Annotated in this window: 21 protein-coding genes; 7 read left to right on the top strand and 14 right to left on the bottom strand. The window is 54.1% G+C overall.

Annotated features, from left to right (window positions below; genetic code table 11):
• Both hsdR and LKE08_RS17490 read right to left on the bottom strand, forming a co-directional pair.
• A partial coding sequence (hsdR, locus tag LKE08_RS17485; protein ID WP_324705551.1) for a type I restriction-modification system endonuclease occupies nucleotides 1-2200 on the bottom strand: 2200 nt, incomplete at its 3' end.
• Nucleotides 2089-3210 carry a DUF4145 domain-containing protein gene (locus LKE08_RS17490; protein WP_324705531.1) on the bottom strand — a complete coding sequence of 374 codons (1122 nt, stop codon included), beginning with the start codon at nucleotides 3208-3210 and terminating at the stop codon, nucleotides 2089-2091. The genes hsdR and LKE08_RS17490, both read right to left, overlap by 112 nt.
• Before the next feature lie 651 nt (nucleotides 3211-3861).
• Between LKE08_RS17490 and LKE08_RS17495 the strand changes: the two genes are divergently transcribed.
• A complete protein-coding gene (locus tag LKE08_RS17495) occupies nucleotides 3862-5544 on the top strand; it encodes an AarF/ABC1/UbiB kinase family protein (RefSeq protein ID WP_324705532.1) in 1683 nt (560 codons plus the stop codon).
• 28 nt (nucleotides 5545-5572) lie between these two features.
• On the opposite strand, the gene LKE08_RS17500 is transcribed toward LKE08_RS17495, so the two are convergent.
• From LKE08_RS17500 to LKE08_RS17535, 8 genes are all read right to left on the bottom strand, one after another.
• The gene (locus LKE08_RS17500) at nucleotides 5573-5968 is read right to left on the bottom strand and encodes a type II toxin-antitoxin system VapC family toxin (protein ID WP_324705533.1); all 396 of its coding nucleotides are present in this window, start codon (nucleotides 5966-5968) and stop codon (nucleotides 5573-5575) included.
• Nucleotides 5965-6186, bottom strand: coding sequence for a hypothetical protein (locus tag LKE08_RS17505; protein WP_324705534.1), 222 nt, complete (start codon nucleotides 6184-6186; stop codon nucleotides 5965-5967). Before LKE08_RS17505 ends, LKE08_RS17500 begins: the two co-directional genes overlap by 4 nt.
• Before the next feature lie 173 nt (nucleotides 6187-6359).
• The gene (locus tag LKE08_RS17510) at nucleotides 6360-8150 is read right to left on the bottom strand and encodes a tetratricopeptide repeat protein (RefSeq protein ID WP_324705535.1); all 1791 of its coding nucleotides are present in this window, start codon (nucleotides 8148-8150) and stop codon (nucleotides 6360-6362) included.
• 149 nt (nucleotides 8151-8299) lie between these two features.
• Nucleotides 8300-9838, bottom strand: a complete 1539-nt coding sequence (locus LKE08_RS17515) for a serine/threonine-protein kinase (protein ID WP_324705536.1) — start codon at nucleotides 9836-9838, stop codon at nucleotides 8300-8302.
• Between the two features lie 66 nt (nucleotides 9839-9904).
• Nucleotides 9905-10528 (bottom strand): hypothetical protein, encoded by a 624-nt coding sequence (locus LKE08_RS17520; RefSeq protein WP_324705537.1) that lies wholly within the window; start codon nucleotides 10526-10528, stop codon nucleotides 9905-9907.
• A gap of 119 nt (nucleotides 10529-10647) precedes the next feature.
• The gene (locus LKE08_RS17525; RefSeq protein WP_324705538.1) at nucleotides 10648-11019 is read right to left on the bottom strand and encodes a DUF2237 domain-containing protein; all 372 of its coding nucleotides are present in this window, start codon (nucleotides 11017-11019) and stop codon (nucleotides 10648-10650) included.
• Nucleotides 11016-11639, bottom strand: coding sequence for a (2Fe-2S) ferredoxin domain-containing protein (locus LKE08_RS17530; protein ID WP_324705539.1), 624 nt, complete (start codon nucleotides 11637-11639; stop codon nucleotides 11016-11018). Before LKE08_RS17530 ends, LKE08_RS17525 begins: the two co-directional genes overlap by 4 nt.
• A 50-nt stretch (nucleotides 11640-11689) precedes the next feature.
• Nucleotides 11690-11935, bottom strand: coding sequence for an Asr1405/Asl0597 family protein (locus LKE08_RS17535; protein WP_324705540.1), 246 nt, complete (start codon nucleotides 11933-11935; stop codon nucleotides 11690-11692).
• 261 nt (nucleotides 11936-12196) lie between these two features.
• On the opposite strand from LKE08_RS17535, the gene LKE08_RS17540 reads away from it, so the two are divergent.
• Both LKE08_RS17540 and LKE08_RS17545 read left to right on the top strand, forming a co-directional pair.
• Nucleotides 12197-12733, top strand: coding sequence for a Dps family protein (locus LKE08_RS17540; RefSeq protein ID WP_324705541.1), 537 nt, complete (start codon nucleotides 12197-12199; stop codon nucleotides 12731-12733).
• 179 nt (nucleotides 12734-12912) lie between these two features.
• Entirely contained in the window at nucleotides 12913-13122 is a 210-nt protein-coding gene (locus LKE08_RS17545; protein WP_324705542.1) for a hypothetical protein, read from the top strand.
• Between the two features lie 339 nt (nucleotides 13123-13461).
• Here the strand turns inward: LKE08_RS17545 and LKE08_RS17550 are convergent, their stop codons facing one another.
• The 3 genes from LKE08_RS17550 to LKE08_RS17560 form a co-directional block, all read right to left on the bottom strand.
• Nucleotides 13462-13752 (bottom strand): hypothetical protein, encoded by a 291-nt coding sequence (locus tag LKE08_RS17550; RefSeq protein WP_324705543.1) that lies wholly within the window; start codon nucleotides 13750-13752, stop codon nucleotides 13462-13464.
• Between the two features lie 347 nt (nucleotides 13753-14099).
• On the bottom strand, nucleotides 14100-15314 hold the full coding sequence (locus LKE08_RS17555) for an acetate kinase (protein ID WP_324705544.1): 1215 nt from the start codon (nucleotides 15312-15314) through the stop codon (nucleotides 14100-14102).
• Between the two features lie 130 nt (nucleotides 15315-15444).
• The gene (locus tag LKE08_RS17560) at nucleotides 15445-16083 is read right to left on the bottom strand and encodes a histidine phosphatase family protein (RefSeq protein WP_324705545.1); all 639 of its coding nucleotides are present in this window, start codon (nucleotides 16081-16083) and stop codon (nucleotides 15445-15447) included.
• 328 nt (nucleotides 16084-16411) lie between these two features.
• Between LKE08_RS17560 and LKE08_RS17565 the strand changes: the two genes are divergently transcribed.
• The 4 genes from LKE08_RS17565 to LKE08_RS17580 all read left to right on the top strand — a co-directional run bounded on the left by LKE08_RS17565 (nucleotide 16412) and on the right by LKE08_RS17580 (nucleotide 20838).
• Nucleotides 16412-18829 (top strand): phosphoketolase family protein, encoded by a 2418-nt coding sequence (locus LKE08_RS17565; RefSeq protein WP_324705546.1) that lies wholly within the window; start codon nucleotides 16412-16414, stop codon nucleotides 18827-18829.
• Between the two features lie 274 nt (nucleotides 18830-19103).
• A complete protein-coding gene (locus tag LKE08_RS17570) occupies nucleotides 19104-20162 on the top strand; it encodes a glucokinase (RefSeq protein ID WP_324705547.1) in 1059 nt (352 codons plus the stop codon).
• Nucleotides 20163-20432: 270 nt separating this feature from the next.
• Nucleotides 20433-20588 (top strand): hypothetical protein, encoded by a 156-nt coding sequence (locus tag LKE08_RS17575; RefSeq protein WP_324705548.1) that lies wholly within the window; start codon nucleotides 20433-20435, stop codon nucleotides 20586-20588.
• A 16-nt stretch (nucleotides 20589-20604) separates the two neighbouring features.
• On the top strand, nucleotides 20605-20838 hold the full coding sequence (locus LKE08_RS17580) for a DUF4278 domain-containing protein (protein WP_324705549.1): 234 nt from the start codon (nucleotides 20605-20607) through the stop codon (nucleotides 20836-20838).
• 135 nt (nucleotides 20839-20973) lie between these two features.
• On the opposite strand, the gene LKE08_RS17585 is transcribed toward LKE08_RS17580, so the two are convergent.
• The coding region (locus LKE08_RS17585) for a hypothetical protein (RefSeq protein ID WP_324705550.1) at nucleotides 20974-21157 on the bottom strand (184 nt) is incomplete at its 5' end.

Below are 21157 nucleotides of genomic sequence, written 5' to 3' on the forward strand. Positions count from 1 at the left end.
CCAGCCTATCCACCACCGTTTCCGATTTTAACTGCTTCCCGATCCGTTCCAACCATTTCCGCTGCGAGTCCGTCCACCGGCGGGACGCCAGAACTGTTGCGATCGCGCGATCGACCCGTTCTTTATAGGGAATTAACGCATCCCCCAACGTCGCCTGACGGATAAATCCGATGATAGAAGCGGCGATATCCTGGTTGGTGGTTTCCCGCCATGCGGTTTGCAAATTCGATTCGGTATATCCGGCATTACCCAACAATAATGCCACCTCTTTCAACTGTTCCCGGGTCAAGTCCCGGGGCCGCTGAACTATCACCAACAACGCCGGAATTTGGTTGATATTCTCATTCAAGAAATCGCGGAAACTCTCCAGATAGTCTTCCGGTTTCTCGCCCTTCCCGTAGCCCCTCTCAACCCGGACGACGCGATCGCCGTGTCGGGAAATCAGCAGGGGTTGACTGCCGCCGTCCCGCCGATCCAAAATTTCCGCGATCGCCCGTTTGTCCGCGAACCATTGTACCACATCTGCGGCCGAATTATTCTTGATATAATCCACCATTTCCTCAGTCGAACAACCCGCGATCGCCTCCACCTGTTCCCGGCTGCGATCGTCCAAATTCCGGCGTTTCCGCTGCAATTTCGCCAACAGTTGATCGACGATCTCCGGCAACGCCCTCGCATCGTCCACCGACCCCAATTCATCAACCAATTGGGAAAACGTAATATTGGGATTTTTGACAACGGGTTTCATCGTCGAAACCGGACTGATGCCCTCGTACAATCCCACCGCATCGAAGATCCGAAATACCGTCTTTCCGATCTCGTCACAGCGGCGGGTCGCCCGCCCGATCATCTGTTCGTATAATATCCGCGAATTCACCCGCCGTAAAAACACCAAATTGCAAATCGCCGGAACGTCGATTCCCGTCGTCAGCAAATCCACCGTCACCGCAATTTTGGGACTGGCTTCGTTTTTGTACCGCCGGATCAGTTCTCGGGGGCGATCGACGCTCCCCGTCACCTTTTTGACCTCATCATCATCCACGCTGCCATACTTCTCCCGCAACGCCAACTTCAGCAAGTCAACCACCAAATCCGCGTGTCTGTCGTTGGCGCAAAATATCAACGTTTTTTCCGGAAATGTCGGGTCGATATAGTTGACCAATTCTTCACAAACCACCCGATTAAACGCCTCCGTAATCACCCGGCGGTTAAACTGTTCCACCTCAATTTTCACCTCATCCGGGGCGTGTACCAAATCGACGGTTCCCGTTTTCGGGTCGAAATATTCCATCTCTTCCCCCGGCTGCCAAACCATCCCTGTTTCCGCCAATTCCGTCCCGATTTGAACGGGGGGTTCGTGGTCGATCAGCCACCCGTCGATCACCGCTTCCCGGTAGCTGTAAGTAAACACCGGATCGCCAAAAATTTGGGTGGTGTGGAGGGCCGGAGTCGCCGTCAGGCCGATTTTTACCGCGTCGAAATATTCCAGAACCCGGCGATATTTGGAAATATAGTCGTCCTGGTTTCTGAACTCCAATTCCGTTTCGCTCAATTCCTTGTCCAGCAAATAGCCCCGGTGACATTCATCGACGATAATACAGTCGTACTCGTCCACCGTCGGAATCCGGCTTTCATCCTCGGCATAAAACAGCCGCCGGACAAAACTCTGAACCGTATCGATATTTAACTTGGTTTCCGTGTGGATGTCTTTTTCCTCCAACTCCCGAATTTCAAAAATCTCGCTGAAGGTCTGCAAATTTTCCAAACGGGTTTCCTTGAACGCATTAGCCGCCTGTTCCCCCAATGGGGTGCGATCGACCAAAAACAGCACCCGCCGAAATCGCTTCGACTTCAACAACCGATACACCAAAACGATGCTGGTTTTCGTTTTTCCCGTCCCCGTCGCCATCGCCAACAGAATTTCCGAGCCATTGTCCGCCAGGGCATTTTCCGCCGCACGGATGGCTCGAATTTGATAATCCCGCAGGTCGATATTGTAGTTGAACTCTTCCCGTTCGAGCTGGGCGTGAGCCCGTTCCGCATCCCGAGACAACAACTGTTTCAACCCCTCCGGACTGTACCAGCCAATCAGGGGATGCCGCAGGTTGTCGGGTTTGCGGAGGTCACAAAACCAGATGCCGCTTTGGGTCCGCAACTGTCCCAGATACTCCCGCCCGTTGGTCGCGAAAACGAAGGGAATTTTATAATCCCCCGCCACGTCCGGCACAATTTCATCGCCTTTTTTTGATAGTCGCGACTGTACCGTTTCGCCTGGTCGATGCTGGCGGAAACGTCTCGAATTTGCCGTTTGGCTTCCACCACCCCCACCGCTTCGGGACCGACGAACAGCACATAATCCGCCCGTCCCCCCGCCGTGGGCCATTCCGCGATCGCCAAATTTTGCCCTTTCCGGGGACGGGTCCCCTTGCCGTAGGTGAGCGTTTCCGAATCCGCCGTCCACCCCGCCGCCCGCAGTTGGGCGTCAATCAACCGCCGCGTTTCCGGTTCGTCGAGATTGATTTGGGTTTCCGCCTCCCGGGCCGTTTCCGCAGTCTGTCGAACCCGCCGGGTGGATTCGGCGGCGTTGCTGGCCTGCAACTGTTCCAGGCGCCGGGTCGTTTCTCGGGCCTCCGCCTCCACTTCTTCGAGGAGTTCTTCGGCAATCTGCCGCAATTCTTCTTCCTGCCGGACCCTGGCGGTGGCGAGTTCCGCTTCGGTGAGGTGGCGGGCGGCTTCGGTTCGCAACCGTTCCAACTCTTCCTGCAACGCCTCGGTTTTGGAAACGGGGTCGGGGGGGGGAATGAACGCCCCGGCTTTGAAGTGTTTGGATTGGGCAAAAGTTCGGTGAAACCAAATCCCCAATTCTCGGGCATATTTGAGGTGACTCAAAGCGGTGCGGTGGTCGCCGGCCAGATGGTGGGTGGCGTCGTTTCCGGCCTTTCGCAGTTCGTGAAACAGGCGTTTCACGTCGCCGGAGATCAGGTGATTTTCGGCGAGTCGCCGCAGCAGGACGAGTTGGGATTCGGAGGGGTCGGCGTATAGCCCCACGTTGGCGGCGGTGAGTTGGGCGAGGAGTTCGCCGAACTGCCGCAATTTCATCAGGCAGGTGACGGGATCTTCGTTAAAGTAAGATTCCGCCACGGTCGCCAGCCGCACCAGTTGGGGATCGTGTTCTTGGAGGAAGGCGAAGTTGGGTGAAGGCGTTCCCATTGTTCGGGTCGGGTTGTGTCTTTCCCCATCTTAACAGCCCTTTTCAGTGGAAAATGTCAATTTCGGGTTTAATTTCCCCTACTTTTGAGGAGTTATTGATAAAAATGATGGGGCAATAATTTTCAATTTTAAACCCTTTGTTTCCGGTCAAAATAAACGCGATCGCACCACCCTCGGCACGAAAATTTTATCAATTCGCAATGAAATTGATTTTCTCGCCCGATCGTTTTGTGAAAATTCGATCCGCTTGAAGCCCCCAGGATTGGGGGTTTGGGGGCCGGACAATTGACATCCGGGCTCCGGCTAGTGCTCGGATTGGGAGAACGGCGGGTTGATGGGTATAGCGCTGCGCGCGGTCCTCGAGAATCGGTATTAGGGAGTCGGCAGAACTCAAACCCCCTTAAAATCGAGGTTTTGGAGTTTTCGGGGCTTCCTCAATTTGTTAAAACACCAGCGCGATACCTGCGATATCAGAGCGATCGCCTCCTGACCGGCGACCCGATCGCGATCGGCACCCCCGCCACTGTCGAACCTTGACGCCATCCGTGATAGTATCGAATCAGACACAAGGATTGCCGACGATCACCTCACCCGACCCGCGATCGATTGCGATAACCCTTTTCAAATGGGCCGATGACCTGAAATCCCCGAATGCTCACCCGGAAATCACCGAAACCCCTCCGCTGGCAGCGAACGAAATACTCCCCGCTGACCCGACAGATCGACGTTTTCTCTGCCGCCGGGAAGTTCATGTTTTTCTTGTGGCGCGATCGCACCCTTGGAGATAATACACCCACCACCAAACGACGGCGGGCGAAGTGGCTAGTCCAAACCCTCCTCGACCTCGGCCCGACGTTCATCAAATTCGGACAGGCCCTCTCCACCCGCGCCGATATCTTACCTTTGGAATACGTCGAAGAGTTGGAAAAACTCCAAGATAAAGTCCCCTCTTTCAGCGCCGATCGCGCCGTCGCCATCATCGAGTCGGAACTCGGAAATTCCCTCTTCAGCCTCTACCGCGACTTCAACGAACGCCCCCTCGCCGCCGCCAGCCTCGGGCAGGTACACCGGGCAAAATTGCACACCGGGGAACAGGTGATCGTCAAAGTGCAGCGTCCGGGACTCAAAGAACTCTTCGACCTGGATATGCAGGCCGTCCGCCGGGTGATCCGCTTTTGCCAGCGCTGTTTCAGTTGGGCGCGACTCTACGACCTCGACGCCATCTACAACGAATTCTTCTTAATTTTATACCAAGAAATCGACTATATCAAAGAGGGAAAAAACGCCGATAGATTCCGAGAGAATTTCAAAAGTTATCCCGGCATCGTCGTCCCCACAGTTTACTGGGAATACAGCACCCACAAAGTCTTAACCTTGGAATATTTACCGGGCATCAAAGTTGACGATCGCAAGACCCTGCAAGCCTGCGGCATCGACATCAAGCGGATCAACCAGTTGGGGATCTGTTGCTACCTCAAACAGATTTTACAGGACGGTTTTTTTCAGGCTGACCCCCATCCCGGCAACATCGCCGTCAACTCCGACGGCAGTCTAATTTTTTATGATTTTGGCATGATGGCCGAAGTCAAACCCCTGGCGAAAGATCAGATGATCCGCACCTTTTTTGCCGTCCTGCGGAAGGACGCGGACGTGGTGCTCGATACCTTGGTGGACATCGGTTTGGTGGAACCCATGCCCGACATGACCCCCGTGAAGCGGCTGCTGCGGTTCGTGTTGGATGAATTCACGGAAAAACCCATCGACTTCCAAGCCTTCAACGTCATCAAAGATGAAGTTTATATCATGTTTGAACAGCAGCCCTTTCGCCTGCCCGCCGAGATGACATTTATCCTCAAATCTCTCACGACTCTCGACGGCGTGGCCCGCACCCTCGACCCCCAATATAATTTGGTCGATTCCGCCCAACCGTTTATCAAAAGTCTTACCATCGCCAAGCAAGATCGGGGATCTTTGGTGGGGGAATTGACGAAACAGGCGCGGGAATTCGTGCAATACAAGTTGCGACAGCCGAGTCGGGCGGAGGTTGTGATCCGGCGGTTGGAACAGCGCATCGAGGAGGGGGAATTAAAATTTCGGGTGCGTTCCATCGAGAGCGATCGCGCCCTGAGACGGATCAATTTCGCCATCAAAGCCCTCATTCACGCCTGCTGGGCAGGGTTTACGTTGCTTTCCGGGGTGGTGTTGCTCGTCGCCGGAGAAACGGGGTGGGGTGTTTTCGTGCTGGCGGTTTCCGGGGTGGGAATCGTGCTGTTTTTGCGATCGCTTCTCAACCTCTCCATTCGGGAACGCCTCGATCGCATGGCGGAACAGTAAAGTTGAATGAATCCCGTGCATTATTGGATTACCAGATCGTTTTGACGTGGGGATAATTCCGGATTTTTTCATCGCGGCTGACGATCAATATGTCGTATCGTCGGGCGATCGCCACCAGGATGCGATCGGCCGGATCTTTATGAAATTCACCGGGTAAGGTGGTGCTATTGATGGCATCCAATGGCGAGAGGGGTTCGATAATTGTCCCGGGTTGTTGTCGAGCCAATTCAAACCAAGCATCTATTGGCAAGGGGAGTTGCAATTTATTGATGCTATGTTTGACCGCCACTTCCCAAACGGAAATACTAGAAATTAAAATTCCATTTTGGTTTTCTTCCTGGGCGATCGCTTCTCGGGCGGCGGGAGATAATTGTTCCGGATCGTGAAGTAACCACAACCAAGCGTGGGTGTCTAAGAGGATCATTCTTCTAATGCCTCCCACAGTTCCGGCATGGGTTCGTCAAAGTCATCGTCCAGAGCGATCGGCAAGCCGAGCAGAGGATACTTTTTTTCGGGTTTTTGTGTGGTTTTAGGTGAAAGAACCACCAGCACTTCGTAATCGCCGGGGGGTAAGTCTTGGGGGAGTTGGAGCGACAGATGGCGATCGCTTCCGACGGAGATTTTGGTTTTGATGGTTTCCATGATTTTTTGACCGGTTTGGTGTCGCCTTTATTTTACACTCAAATATTTTCCGCTTCGATATAAGGTTTCAGTTCTGTACGGAGGGCAGTTTCCGCGATCAGATCGACGGGGCAATTGAGCCAATCTTCGGGGTAGAATGGGGAACACACCCTACAAGACTCTAGCCATTCCTTTTACTGTCGCTCCAGCAAAAGAGCCGTCTGCCAGTAATAGGCTTCTTTGCGAACTTCGACCACTTTGAAAAAGGGCTGCACCATGTCGCAGAAATAATCGAGGTCGTAGAAAACGAGCGATCGCGTATCCCGCCCCAAAGTAAACATGGCAAAATCAGAATTGCTGTACTCTTCGTACTTCCGCAGACACTCCGTTTTTTTGCCCAGGGGCCAGATATTATTGTTCGCCAACCACTGCTCTTTAAATCCTTTAATGAGATTGATGATATGCCGCTCTTGAATGGTGATGTAAGCCATTCCACCGGGTTTGAGAATTCGCCGCAGTTCCAACCGCCAAGCGTCCGCCAGATCGTCAATGTGGGTGAACACCGAACCCGCATAAATCAGGTCGAAATACCGGTCTTCAAAGGGCAGATGGGGGTGGGTGGTGCAGGTCAAAAAATGGAAGGGCGGGCTCATATATTCCTTGCACCAAAAAATACAGTCGGCGCTGATATCCGCGCCCCAAATTTCCCAGGCTTCGGCGCGATCGCTCAAAAACCGGATCATCCGCCCCGACGCGCATCCAAAATCCAAAATCCGACTGCCCGAACCCAAAGAAAACTTGGCTTTTTGTAGCGAATCGAGCATCAGGCGAATCTGAATTTTGCCAGAATTGAGATAGTATTCCTCCCCCTGATCGGCGAACACGAACATCAGCGGCCGGGGCGGAATCGGAAACGTCCACTCCCCCGTTTTGGGGTCTTTTTGGGCGGGAGTCGGTTTCGCCATCATGTAAGAAACCGAATTTCCCATCTTGGGATAATACTTCATCCAATCGACGGGTTCGATGGGCGAGTTCTCTCGTTTTTTCTGATATTGAACTTGTTGTAACTGGTTTTGGGCATCCTGCAATTTTTGGCTGGCTTCATGGAAGTCCGGCTTCAGTTCCAACACCCGTTCAAAACTGGCGATCGCATCCTCGAATTTCTGAGCCTTCATCAACACTTTCGCCAACTTGTAGTGCGTCTGCGGCGAATCAGGCTGAATTTTGACCGCCTGCTGGTAAACCGGAATCGCCTCTTTATATCGCTTCAACCCGAACAAAATATCGCCCAAATTGCTGTGGGACCAGAAAAAGTTCGGGTTCAGTTGGCAGGATTTTTGATAGACCGGAACCGCCTCTTTCCAGCGCTTCAAATGCCGTAGTGCGTCCCCCAAATTCGTGTGAGCCCAGACGAAATTCGGGTCAATTTTGATCGCCTTCCGGTAAACCGGGACCGCCTCTTCCCAGCGTTCGAGCGCCATCAAAGCGTCGCCCCAGTTATTGTAAGTCCAGAAAAAGCCGGAGTTGATGTCGGCGGCTTTTTCGTAGGCTTCGACGGCCTCTTCCCACCGCTCCAACTTGGTCAGCGCCAGCCCCAAATTGTTGTAATCCCAGAAAGAATTGGGGTCGAGTCGGATCGCCTGCTGGCAGACTGGAACCGCCTCTTCCCAGCGTTCGAGTTTAATAAAAATTCCGCCCAAACTGTTGCAAGACCAAGAATCCTCCGGACTCAGTTTGATCGCCTGCTGGTACGTCGCGATCGCCGCCTCCAACTGACCCGTTTTCACCAACAAATTGCCCCACTTCTGATAGGCATCTCCCAAGGCGGGAACCAGGGCGATCGATTTCCGGTAACAAGCGATCGCCTCCTCCAATTTATTCTCGGCGATATAAGTGTTCGCCTGCTGATAAAGCTGCCTGACAGCCTCTTGAATTTTTTTGCTAACGCCTTCTGAGGAAGTGGGTTGAGGAGGATTTTCAGACATTGGCATCTCCCGTTAGGTTTCTGGGTTGGAATATAGCAGACGCAAGGGAACTATAAATGGCGAACCAAACGCTTTCTCGTTTCCCATTCGAGCTGAGTTGATCGGCTCAAATTGCAGGTTTCCACGAAGATTTTAAAATCCTGGCTCGATTATAACCCACAGGCTTCGACACTCAAAAATAAATGGCGCAACAGCCACAGCGATCGGTCCCACTCCCGACCCACCATGACGCTCAACCCCGGCAAGTGGCCCTGGGGCGCTTTCAAAGAAAATAAGAGCCCGTCATAATCCCGCCAGCGGATCTCGTCGGCATCCCCGCGATCGCACCACCCGACCCGCTCCCCGAACTCCCCCACGTCCCGGTCCACCTGCTGCCAGATCCGCCTCTGAACCCCAAAGCCGAACCGGCCCCGACTCGCCCGGTCCCAGAGGCGATCAATTTGTCGCAATTCCTCACAAGGAAACGTTTCCACCTGGCTCACCGTCAGCCAACTGTCCCCGCTGCGCCCTACAATTTGCAGCATCAACCGGGAGGTTTCCGCATCCGCCTCCCGCCACTTTCCCGCCTTGAGGAGATCCTGCAATTTGCTGTAGGGATTTCTGGGTTGGGCCGGGGCTTTGGGGGGGACGACGGGTGTCGGAACCGGCGGCACGATCGCCGGGGGTTTGGGAGTCGCTCGGGGCGGTTTGTAGACCGTCCGCACGGGGGTGGGGGGCGGTATCGGGGCGGGTTGACCCCGGCTGCTGGCCCCTCTCAGGGTTTGCAACACCTCCTCGGCGGACTGGTAGCGATCGCGCACTAAATCCTGGGTCAGGCGGTCCAAAATCACCCCCAACTGGGGCGGCATCGAGACGTTCGGCTGTAGATGCGATCGCCACATCCAGCGCCCCTCCATCGCGTCGTAGAGGGCATCCCGGCCACTTTCCTCGGGCAGGCACCCCGTCAGCAACCGCAGGCACGTCACTCCCAAACTGTACAGGTCGCTGGCCGGGTACACCTGGCCCCGCAACTGTTCCATCGGCACATATCCCGGCGTCCCCACGCTCGTTGCCTGTCCAACGGTGGTGGTCCCCGTCACCTGCTTCGACACCCCGAAATCGATCAACATCAACTGATTGTCCCGGCGCCGCCGCATGATATTTTCCGGCTTGATATCCCGGTGGATAATATTGCGATCGTGGATAATTTGCAAAACCGGCAGCAATTCCGCCAAAATTTCGTGAATTTTATCCGCCCCGAACGGCCCGCCCCGCCGCAACTCCTGCAGCAGCGTCTCCCCCTCGATGTATTCCTGCACCAAATACAGCCGCCGATCCTGTTCAAAATAGGCGATCAGCCGGGGGATTTGCGGATGTTCCCCCAACTCGTACAGCCGGTTGGCCTCCTGTTTGAACAATTCCGTCGCCTTCTGCCGCGCCGCCGTCCCCTGAACCTGGGGCAGAAATTGCTTGATCACGCAGGGATCGTCCATCCGATCCACGTCCTTCGCCTCGTAGGTGCGGCTGAACCCCCCTTCCCCCAACTGGCGGATCACCCGATAGCGGTTGCGGAACAGCGGCAGCAAAATCGCCGCGCCGCAGCTTTGGCAGAATCGTTGATTGTCGGGATTGAACGGATTGGGGCAACTTGGGTTGCAACAGTAGAGCATTTCCGAGAAGGAACGAGCAGATTCTACCCATTGTCTCATTCTTTTCTCAAACCTGGCGATCGCTCCCACTCCGGGGGACGTCGGCATCGCGCCGGATGTCCCCTCCTATGCCGAGCCCTTTCGCCCATTTCCTTGAGAAACAAAACCCGCCAAAATACCGAGAATTTTACCGACATCATTCAAATAATATTCGCTCAAATCGACGCTCAACGTCTGTCCTTCCAATTTGAGGAACTGCCAAATGCTGCCCGTCGTCACCGCGCCATAAATCGTGTCAATTTCCGTTTCGGATTTTTGGTTGAAAATTTGGGCTGCAACCATCGCCACCACGCACTGACCCAACCCGGCGTTGATATTCTCTTTTTTGGCTTCCACAATCGTAATGACCGGAGCCGTCAACATCAGAATTTCCGGAGATTTGCAAATAATAAAATCGCAGATACCGTTCAACCCCCTCGTCGCATCGACGGTAAAATCGACCCCGGAAAATAAACTGATTTTGTCGTCGAGTTGCCGGCGCAGATCGACCAGGATGGGGGCGATAATCAATTCGGATCGGGCTTTTTCGCTGTTGCTTGCCAGGGCGATCGGCAGTTGATAGTCGAGGGTTTCCGCCAGCAAAGGACTCGCGGGCAATTCGGGAAATTCGGCAAAAACACCCCTCGTCTCAACCGTCGTCAGGCCGAATTCTCCCTTGGCTTTAGCCAAACTAAAATCACCGTAGGACATGGGGGAATAATTGATAATTGATAATTGATAATTGATAATTGAGGGAATGCGGGGAGGGCGAATGACAGTCGCCCCTACTTTTCACTTTTCACTTTTCACTTTTCACTTTCCCGACTCCTTCAACTCGCTTCGATCGCCTGGGATTTCAACTCGTTCAGGGAAACATATTCCAATGCCGAGGCGTGGGTGGATTCGAGGACCACCGGCGGCGCCATCCCGGCATCCAATGCTTCTTTCCATCTCAGGGCGCACAAACACCAGCGATCGCCCGGTTTGAGTCCCGGAAAATTAAACGCCGGCACGGGCGTACTCAGGTCGTTTCCCCGCGCACGGGTGAACGCCAAAAACTCCTCCGTCATCTGGGCGCAGACGACGTGCGCCCCCATGTCGCCGCCCCCGGTGTTGCAACTCCCATCCCGATAAAAACCCGTCATCGGAGACGTGCAGCAAATTTCCAGGGGACTTCCCAAAACATTTCTCGCCTCAGTCAACGCAAAGATTCCTCCATCATTCTTTCGGTAGCACCGGCATCGGGCCTGTCTTCTCGGGCCGAAATCAAATGTTTCTCGATCACCTCGGAAATATCTTCCGGCCTCACCCGAGTGTAGCGGGCTTTGTCCGGCATCACAACCAGATTCGGGCCGAGTTTGCACTTTTTCAGGCAACCCGTTTTTTGAATTTTAACCTGCCCTTCCAGTCCGCGATCGCACAGTTGCGCCTCCAGTGCCTCACAAACCGCCCGCGCCCCCCGCTTGCAGCAGTCGGACTTCTGGCAGATCAAAATTTTGGCGGGTTTTTGACACTTCTGATCCTCGGAACGGGGAGGCGGTGCGGGAATTTCCGGCGTCTCCCCCAAAGGATAGATTTCGTAAGCCTTCAGCTTGATCGTGCCTTTTTTGAAATTCAGGGTTTTTTCGCCCCCCACCCGGACTTCCGCCCCCGGAGTCAAAATGCGTTCGGCCTGCGATCGCAGATCCTTCGACAATTTCATCGTATACAATCCCGAATCCGCCATCAGTTGCAGCACTTTGGGGCGAGAACCCTTATAAAACACCTGCAATACCCGGCCGTCGAGGATGAATTCGGAAACTTGCTTGTTAAACTTGGACATAATTTGGGTTGCTCGTTGTCAGTTGGTCGTCAATTATTTCGGGTTATTGATTAGCTGCGGTTCCAGCACCGTTCCAGGGACAGGGTCAGTTCTCGGGGAGACGCGCTCAACCGCCTCAAAATACTCGCCAGTTGGATGGCTTCTGTCGTGCTGTCGATTTTCACCCGCAGGGGCCGATCCACTTCGCACCAGCAGGGGATCTCCAACTCCTGCAAGCGCCGGTACACTTGCCATCGTTCCGACCAGGCTACCTCCACGATCTCGCCGGACTGGGGATCTAATTCTGATGAATTCATCACTTTTCCTAAATGCCAGAGATTTTCACTAAATTGACCCGAGGACTTCTCCCGGCGATCGCAACCGCCCCGGGAAAGTCAACACTTCACAGGATAGTACAAGTGAAAAATATTCTCAACAGGTTCCTTCACAAAAATTTATAGATCGCAATTGCTGCCAACACGGTGGGCCAACCCTCAAAAGTCCGGTTGACAGGGCGATCGGTCGTTTCTACACTGAGGGCAGTGGCAATCAAACTGCTCGTTAAAAGGAGAATACCGATGACTGAAGTTGCCAGTCCTGTCCGTCCCTTCGGACACCTTGCCGATAATCCGGTTCTGTTAGAGCAGTCTGTCACCGCCCCCATTTGCGAGGGCATGAACCTCCTGCTTGCCAGCTTTCAGGCCCTTTATCTGCAATATCAGAAGCACCATTTCGTTGTCGAGGGAGCGGAATTCTACTCCCTGCACGAATTTTTCCAGGAGAGCTACGGGGAAGCCGAGGGTCACGTCCACGACCTCGGCGAACGCCTGAACGGTTTGGGCGGCATTCCCGCGGCCAGTTTCGCCAAATTGGCCGAACTGTGCTGCTTCACCCCGGAACCGGACGGGGTTTATGGTTGCCGTCAGATGGTTGAACACGACCTGGCCGCCGAACAGTCGATTATCAACGTGTTGCGCCGTCAGGCCGCACAGGCGGAAAGTCTCGGCGATCGCGGCACCCGCCACCTGTACGAGCAGATTCTGCTCAAAACGGAAGAACGCGCCTACCATCTCGACCACTTTTTAGCACAGGATTCGCTGGTTCGGATGAGCTAGAGCTAAATTAAAGCATTGTCAAGAATTGTGAAGCCGGGGCGAGTGACCCCGGCTTTTTCGCGTCACTTTATCCGTATATGTACCTAATTTGCAAAAAATCTGTCAATTTGGCTACATTTTTGGAAAAATTGTGCCACAATGAAATTAAAGAGTTTTTTAACAATTCGGAGATTTCGATCATGAGTTTAGAAGAACAAGCCCGGGAGCAATTGGCCAAGCACCGCCACCACGACGAACACCTCCACGAAACCATGCTGACTCGCGCCTCGGATGAGAGCGATCGCGCCGAGGGTGCGGGGGAACAGGCCCGGGAACTGCTGGCCGAAACCCGCCACCACGATGATCACCTCCACGAAACCATGCTGACTCGTGCGGCTGACGGACAATAATTTATAAACTTAAGAAGTGCGATCGGGGTGGGTTGTACTCACCCCGTTTTTGTGTCGCTATTTTGAATTAAAATTCAACCCACTTTTCCCACTTTTCCCACTGTGCGATCGCGGCTCATGAAAGCACGGGTAAAGCTTTTATTTTTGCCAATGGAGTTATGTTGGTTGTATTATATTTTTTAGGGCCGTATGCAATAAAATTTATAAGTTTCTTGTCTTCCTTGGTATGAAAGCCCACCCCTAAGTAAGTGATATAGCAACCGTCAGAGCGGTTAGGACAGATCGCCTAATTTTAGACCCGCCTTGAAATGAATTTCAAGGCTCATAGCAAAAGTCCACTCAAGTGGACTCGGTTGGACATAGTAGTGTCCTAATATCAGCTCCGGCTATCCCCTCCTTCAACCTCCCCAATCCTCTTGAGAGGATTTTTGCTATTAGCTTGGGAATTGATTCCCAAGCGGTGTGGATATCCAACCCATTTTGTTCCAGGCATTCAACCGGATTTGATATAACCACCTTGTCCGTTGCTATATCAGCTCCGGTTATCCCCTCCTTCAACCTCCCCAATCCTCTTGAGAGGATTTGAGCTATGAGCTTTGGAATTGATTCCCAAGCGGTCTTAATATCCAACCGGCTTTTTCCGGGCATTTAATCGGATTTGATATAACCACCTTGTCCGTTGCTATATCAGCTCCGGCTATCCCCTCCTTCAACCTCCCCAATCCTCTTGAGAGGATTTTGGCTATTAGCTTGGGAATTGATTCCCAAGCGGTGTGGATATCCAACCGGCTTTTTCCGGGCATTTAATCAGATTTGATATGATATCAAATCCGTTTGTTTGACCGCCAATCGATCGCCCCCTAGCTTCCCGTAGGGGCAACCGTCTCGGGTTGCCCGATGTTTGAGTATTTAATCGGATTTGATATGAGTATTCACATCGCATCTGCGACGGGATGAGCTCACTATCTCACATCAAATCACGACTTGAGCAACTGCCAACACTCCGATGCGATCGCCCAATCTTCCTCGGTGTGGATGACAAAAACCCGCACCTTCGAGCCCGGCGTCGAAATCTCCCCGTCTCCGTGGGTGGCGTTATTTTTCTGGCCGTCCAACTGCAATCCCAGAAACTCAAATCCGGCACAGGTGGCTTCCCTCACCCCCGCCGCGTGTTCCCCAATTCCCGCCGTAAATACCAGACCGTCCACCCCGCCGAGGCTGGCCAACATGGCGCCGATCGCGGTTTTGAGGCGGTAAATGAACATCTCGAAAGCGAGTTTCGCCCGTTCGTTCCCCTTGGCCATCTCCTCCCGGATGTAGCGCATATCCCCGGAGACGCCGGTAATTCCTTTGAGGCCGGATTCCTTGTTGAGCATTTGGTTGAGGCGATCGCTGTCCAACCCGTGTTCCCGCATCAAAAATATCAAAATTGCCGGGTCGATGGAACCGCTGCGGCTTCCCATCATCAGCCCTTCCAGGGGGGTGAATCCCATCGTGGTATTGATGCTGATGCCGTCCCTCACCGCCACCAGGGAACAGCCGTTGCCCAGGTGACAAGTAATTAAACGCAGGGACTTTAACGGTTTCCCCATCAGTCGAGCCGCGCGCTCGGCGCAATATTTGTGGCTGGTGCCGTGGAAGCCGTAGCGGCGGATGCCCCGTTCAAACCACTCGTAGGGGATGGGATAGACGGCTGCAAATTGGGGCATTTGGCTGTGGAAGGCCGTGTCGAACACCGCCACCTGGGGGATATCTCCCAGGGTTTTCTCGATCGCTTCAATACCCTCCAAATGGCCGGGGTTGTGGGCGGGAGCCAGGGGAATCAGGTCTTTGATGGTCTGTTTCACCTCGGAATCGATCCGGGTGGCGGCGGAATAGTCCGTGCCCCCGTGGACGACCCGGTGGCCCACCCCGTCGATGTCCGAGAGGTTTTCGATCACCCGGGTTTCGCCTTCAGTCAGGGTTTGCAGCATTTGGGCGATCGCGTCCGGTTTGTTCCCGGATTCGATTTTGACCTCTCGTTTCACCCCGTTGGCTTTCACCTTCATTTCGCCGAAATCCTCCGACACCCCCCAATCGATCGCCGCTTCCCAGATCGGTTCGGGGGGATCGTCGGGGAGGGTATCTCCCGTGATATCGTACAGGCAGCTTTTTTGGGAGCTGGAGCCGGCGTTGAGGACCAAGATTTTCATAAAAAAACTCGACTGGATGGGTCTTTATAGGGGTTCTATCTCTCTTTCGGAAGATGCACGATTAGAATGGCGCTTTTACTGTATCAAAAATGGTCTGTGGATGAAACGATGAAACGATCGCAATCGTCGCCTAAGTTCCCGCAAGAGAGCGCAACCGTTCGCTCAAATAGGAGCGATCGCCCAAAGCGTGCATCAGGGGGCCGTGGGCTTCCATTTCGATCAGACTGACGCCGCCCACGGGCATCAACAGGCGATCGCGGAACCGTCCGACGTCAATTCCGAGCAACTGACACAACATGATTCGGATCGTCGCCTTGTGGGAAACCACCAGGACATTGCCGCTTTCATGCTGCTCTTGAATCTCCCGGAGTACCGCATAGGAACGTCGCGCAACGTCCACCCCTTTTTCGCCCCCCGTCGGCGCATTCCAGCCCGGATCGGTGAGCCAGCGGACATAATCATCGTGGTATTTTTCATTCACCGTTTCCGGCGATTCTCCCTCCCACTCCCCGTAGGCGATTTCCTTCAAACCCTCCCGCACTTCCACCGGAATTCCGACGGATTCGCACAGGGGTTTCGCGGTGGCGATCGTCCGCTTCATGGGGCTGACGTAGGCGGCGACCCAGGGCAGATTTCGATGGGTTTCGGCGAACTCCCGCGCCATTTCCATCCCTTCTTCGGTCAATTCCGGATCTAAATTTCCGCAGTAACCGCCCGTCCGGCTTTGGACGGTTTCTCCGTGGCGTAGAAAATATAGTTTCAGAGTCATATTGAAAAATGGAGTTCAAAAGTATAAATGATCACAAAGCGATCGCATCTTCCCATTTCAGAACTAGGGTAACAGGTTCCCGAAGCGCCGACAGAATCAAAAAATTAAGATAAAGTTAAAATCGGATTAAAAAGGCGCAGGAAACGTTAAGCTCTCCCGGTACGACTTGCAATTTTACAAAAATTGACATTTAATAGGGGTCAAATCAAATCGGCATCCCCAGAAGGCCACAACTGACAGTTCCTTCAATCGGGAAATGTCGGCTCAATCATACCGTTGAGCTTTACCCACTCTCATCCAATGAACTGATAACAAAAGGTCAGGATTTATGGTAGCAGCACCCGAAAAACCGATCGAGACGGCCAACCCGCTCAGTGACGAAGATGTGCGGAAGATCCACGCCTACTGGCGGGCCTGCAACTATCTCTGCGTGGGGATGATCTACCTGCGGGACAACCCCTTATTGAAGGAACCGCTACGGCCCGAACACATCAAATATCGCCTTTTGGGCCACTGGGGATCGAGTCCCGGTTTGAGTTTTCTCTACATTCACATCAACCGGCTGATCAAAAAGTACGATCTGAATATGATCTACGTCGCCGGCCCGGGACACGGCGCCCCCGGCGTCCTGGCTCCCGTCTACCTGGAAGGGACTTACTCCGAAGTCTACCCCGACAAGAGCGAAGACGAGGAGGGGATGAAGAAATTCTTCAAGCAATTCTCCTTCCCCGGCGGCATCGGCAGCCACTGCACCCCGGAAACCCCCGGCTCCATCCACGAAGGGGGGGAATTAGGCTACAGCCTCTCCCACGCCTACGGAATGGCCTTCGACCACCCCGATCTGATCGTCGCGGCCGTCGTGGGTGATGGGGAAGCGGAAACCGGCCCCCTGGCGACCGCATGGCACTCCAACAAATTCATCAACCCCGTCCGGGACGGTGCGGTACTGCCCATCCTGCACCTGAACGGCTACAAAATCGCCAACCCCACCATTTTGGCCCGCATTTCCGAGGAAGAAATCAAGAGCCTGTTCCGGGGCTACGGCTACACGCCTTATATTGTCGAGTGCGACCAAGATGAAGACTACGCCTCGGCCCACCAAAAAATGGCGGCGACCCTGGAACACTGCACCAACGAGATCCGGGCCATCCAAGATCACGCCCGCAGCACCGGAGATACCACCCGCCCCCACTGGCCGATGATCGTTTTCCGTTCTCCGAAGGGGTGGACCGGCCCCAAGGAAGTGGACGGCCACAAAGTCGAGGGCTTCTGGCGGGCGCACCAAGTGCCGATGTCCAACGTCATCGGCAACTCCGGCCACATGAGAATTCTGGAAGATTGGATGCGGAGTTACCACGTCGAAGAACTTTTCGACGAAAATGGAACGCTCATCCCCGAACTCAAGGAACTGGCCCCCACCGGCGTCCGCCGCATGAGCGCCAACCCCTTTGCCAACGGCGGTGTCCTGCGGAAGGACCTGAATATGCCGGACTTCCGCCACTACGGCGTTGAGGTCCGCCACCCCGCCACCAGCGAGGCCGAAAATACCAAACCCCTGGGGAACTTCCTGCGGGATGTGATGCGGAACAATATGACCAACTTCCGGATGTTCGGGCCGGACGAAACCGCCTCGAACCGCCTGAATGCGGTCTACGAGGTGAGCAAGAAAACCTGGCTGGGCGACTTTTTCCCGGAGGACTTGGACGGCAGCGAACTCGCCCAGGACGGCCGGGTAATGGAAATGTTGAGCGAACACACCCTGCAGGGCTGGCTGGAAGGCTATTTGCTCACCGGGGGTCACGGCTTCTTCCACACCTACGAAGCCTTCGCCCATGTGGTGGACTCCATGTTCAACCAACACGCCAAGTGGTTGGAAATTTCCAAGAATGAGGTGTCCTGGCGGGCGCCGGTGTCTTCCCTCAATATCTTGCTCTCGTCCACGGTTTGGCGCCAGGACCACAACGGTTTCAGCCACCAGGACCCGGGCTATGTGGATTTGGTGACGAACAAGAGCCCCGACGTGGTGCGGGTGTATTTCCCGCCGGATGCCAACTGCTTGCTCTCCTGTGCCGACCACTGTTTGCGGAGCAAAGATTACGTCAACGTCATCGTGGCGGACAAGCAGAAACACCTGCAATTCCTGAATATGGAAGATGCGATCAAGCACTGCACCAAAGGCATCGGAATTTGGGAGTGGGCCAGCAATGACGACTGCGGAAAAGAACCGGACATTCCGGACGTGATCATGGCATCCTGCGGCGATGTGGCGACCAAGGAATCTTTGGCGGCCACCGCCATCATGCGGGAAGAGTTTCCCGAGTTGAAAATCCGGTTTGTCAACGTGGTCGATCTGTTCAAGTTGCAACCCGAGAGCGAACATCCCCACGGGTTGTCAGATTGGGATTTTGACAGCTTATTCACGACGGATAAACCGGTCATCTTCAACTTCCACGGCTATCCCTGGCTGATTCACAAGTTGGCTTACCGCCGCACGAATCATCACAATATGCACGTTCGCGGTTACAAGGAAAAGGGGAATATCAATACCCCCTTGGAGTTGGCGATCAACAACCAGATCGATCGCTTCAATTTGGTCATCGACGTCATCGATCGCGTGCCCAAGTTGGGCTCGGCCGCGGCTTACGTCCGGGAGCGGATGCGGAACGCCATCATCGAAAACGTCGCCTACGCCTACGAACACGGCCGGGATAAGGACGAAATCAACAATTGGAAGTGGCCGTTCTAGACTGAACCTTTGCATCTGAAAGTTAACCCGGGAGGGTTGACAACAAAAGGGCGATCGCCTGTACGATAGATTCAGATCGTTGGCGATCGCTTTTTTATGACTATCAACCCGGGGTCGAAGTCTCGCAAACTCCGGGGATTTGGCGATGTCTTGACCGATGGAGTATGATGAAATTGGGAAAGTCAAATTATCGAAAATCTAAAATTTTTGATCGTCTGCCATCGTTTTTTTGATCGCCCGAGCTTTTCAATCTCTGAATCGGAGACTTTAAAATATGACAATTTTACTCGCCGGAGACATCGGCGGAACGAAGACAATTTTACGTTTGGTAGAAGCAGAATATACCGATAAAAATTCCCCCCTTCCTTCCCTCAAAACCTTATTTGAAAATACCTATCCCAGCCAGGATTACCCGGATTTGGTGCCGATCGCCCGCCGTTTTTTGAAGGAGGCTTCGGACGCCGTTTCCGACTATCAACCCCCAGAAAAAGCCTGTTTCGGCATCGCCGGACCCGTGGTCAACAACACCTGCGAACTCACCAACCTGAGTTGGTCCCTGCAGGCCGATCGCCTGGAACGGGAATTGGAGATTTCCAAAATCGAATTAATTAACGACTTCGCCGCCATCGGTTACGGCGTGGTGGGATTGTCGGACGAGGATTTGCACGTCCTCCAGGCGGGAGAACTCAACCCGGGCGCCCCCATCGCCGTCATCGGGGCGGGCACCGGTTTGGGACAGGGATTCGTCATCCCCCGGGCCGATGGCTACCAGGTATTTTCCACCGAAGGGGGCCACACGGATTTCGCCCCGCGATCGGAATTGGAATTCCACCTCCTGGGCTATTTGCGGGAACTCTACGGCATCACCCGGGTGTCCGTGGAACGGGTGGTATCGGGGATGGGAATCGCCGGCATTTATCAATTTTTGCGCGATCGCGACGTCTCCCAGGAATCGAAAGCCCTCGCCAAAATCTACCAAACTTGGAAGCAGGAAATGGGGCGGGAAGACAAAACCGTCGATCTGGCCGCGGAAGTCTCCACAGCCGCTTTAGCCGAAAGCGACTACCTCTGCGAACAGACGATGAAACTGTTCGTGGACGCCTACGGCGCCGAAGCGGGAAACCTCGCCCTAAAATTACTGCCCTACGGCGGACTGTACGTCGCCGGCGGGATCGCCGCCAAAATTCTGCCGCTGATGGAATCCGGAAGTTTCATGAAGGCGTTCAAAGACAAAGGCCGCGTCAGCCCCCTCCTCGATCGCGTCCCCGTCCGCATCGTCTTGAATCCGAAAGTGGGGTTGATCGGGGCGGCACTGTGCGCGGCTCAGGTTTGACACTCCCCGCTCTAAAGAGACGGGGATTCTCAGTTCTAGCCCACAGCAGCACTAGGCCGCTGCGTATTCACCCTCGTTGCCCTTTTGCATTTCTGCACGGCCTGAAGCCGAGGGAGAACCGAAGTCCTGGGGAAGGTCATAATTTAATGACATTTTAATCCCGATTTAACTGACAAATCTGGCAAAGGGAGTATGATCAAATTAAATTCTGTAGTCTAAGATACAGAAAAATAAGATTCGACCCTGAAAACTCGTTTGAGGAATCCCGATATGAACGCCCAAGAAAAAGCCAGATTGTTGATGAGCGGATCTCGCCGGCGATCGCAGCACCGCCAGTCCTCGATGTTCTCCCGCCTCACTGAAGAACTCGGCTCCTCCGTCGCGCCGACTTCCCGTCGTCAATCCAACCCCGACGACCTGCAATAATTCGGAGGATCTTCCCATGAAATACTGTTACCGCGGCATCCACTACGACAGTTCGCCCGACGGCCCGCGATCGCCGCAACCCCCCCGCGTCACGACGGGCAAATACCGGGGCGTGGGTTGGTTAAAGCGATCGTTTCCATCCCTGCAACGCTGGACTCGGCGTTTTTGGGGCAAATATCGGGGGGTCGCCGTCGGAACCCCGCCGGACACCTTCCGCCAACACCTCGAACACTGTTACCGCCTGCATTAACTGTCGGTGTCGGGAACGGGGAAAAATTAGCTTTCAAGTATCAGCTTTCGGCTTTCGGGCCGATCGCTCTTTCTCGACTCCCTAATACCGACTCCCGACTCCCCCTTTTCTAAGATGGGAGTTTCTCGGGCCGCATCAACAAAATTTCAAAATCTTCCAGCAATCCTTCTGTGCGGTTTCGGAATGCTTGAATGTGGTCGGAATCCATGTGCTGTTCCCACAGAAACCGATTTTCCCAATTTTCTTGACTTCTCCCCGGTCTAAAGACGCGGGGATTCTTAAGCCGTCCAAAACTGAACTCTTAAAGGCATAGTCAATG

Source organism: Lyngbya sp. CCY1209, from assembly GCF_035615495.1.
In the GTDB taxonomy this organism is placed as follows: domain Bacteria; phylum Cyanobacteriota; class Cyanobacteriia; order Cyanobacteriales; family Microcoleaceae; genus Limnospira.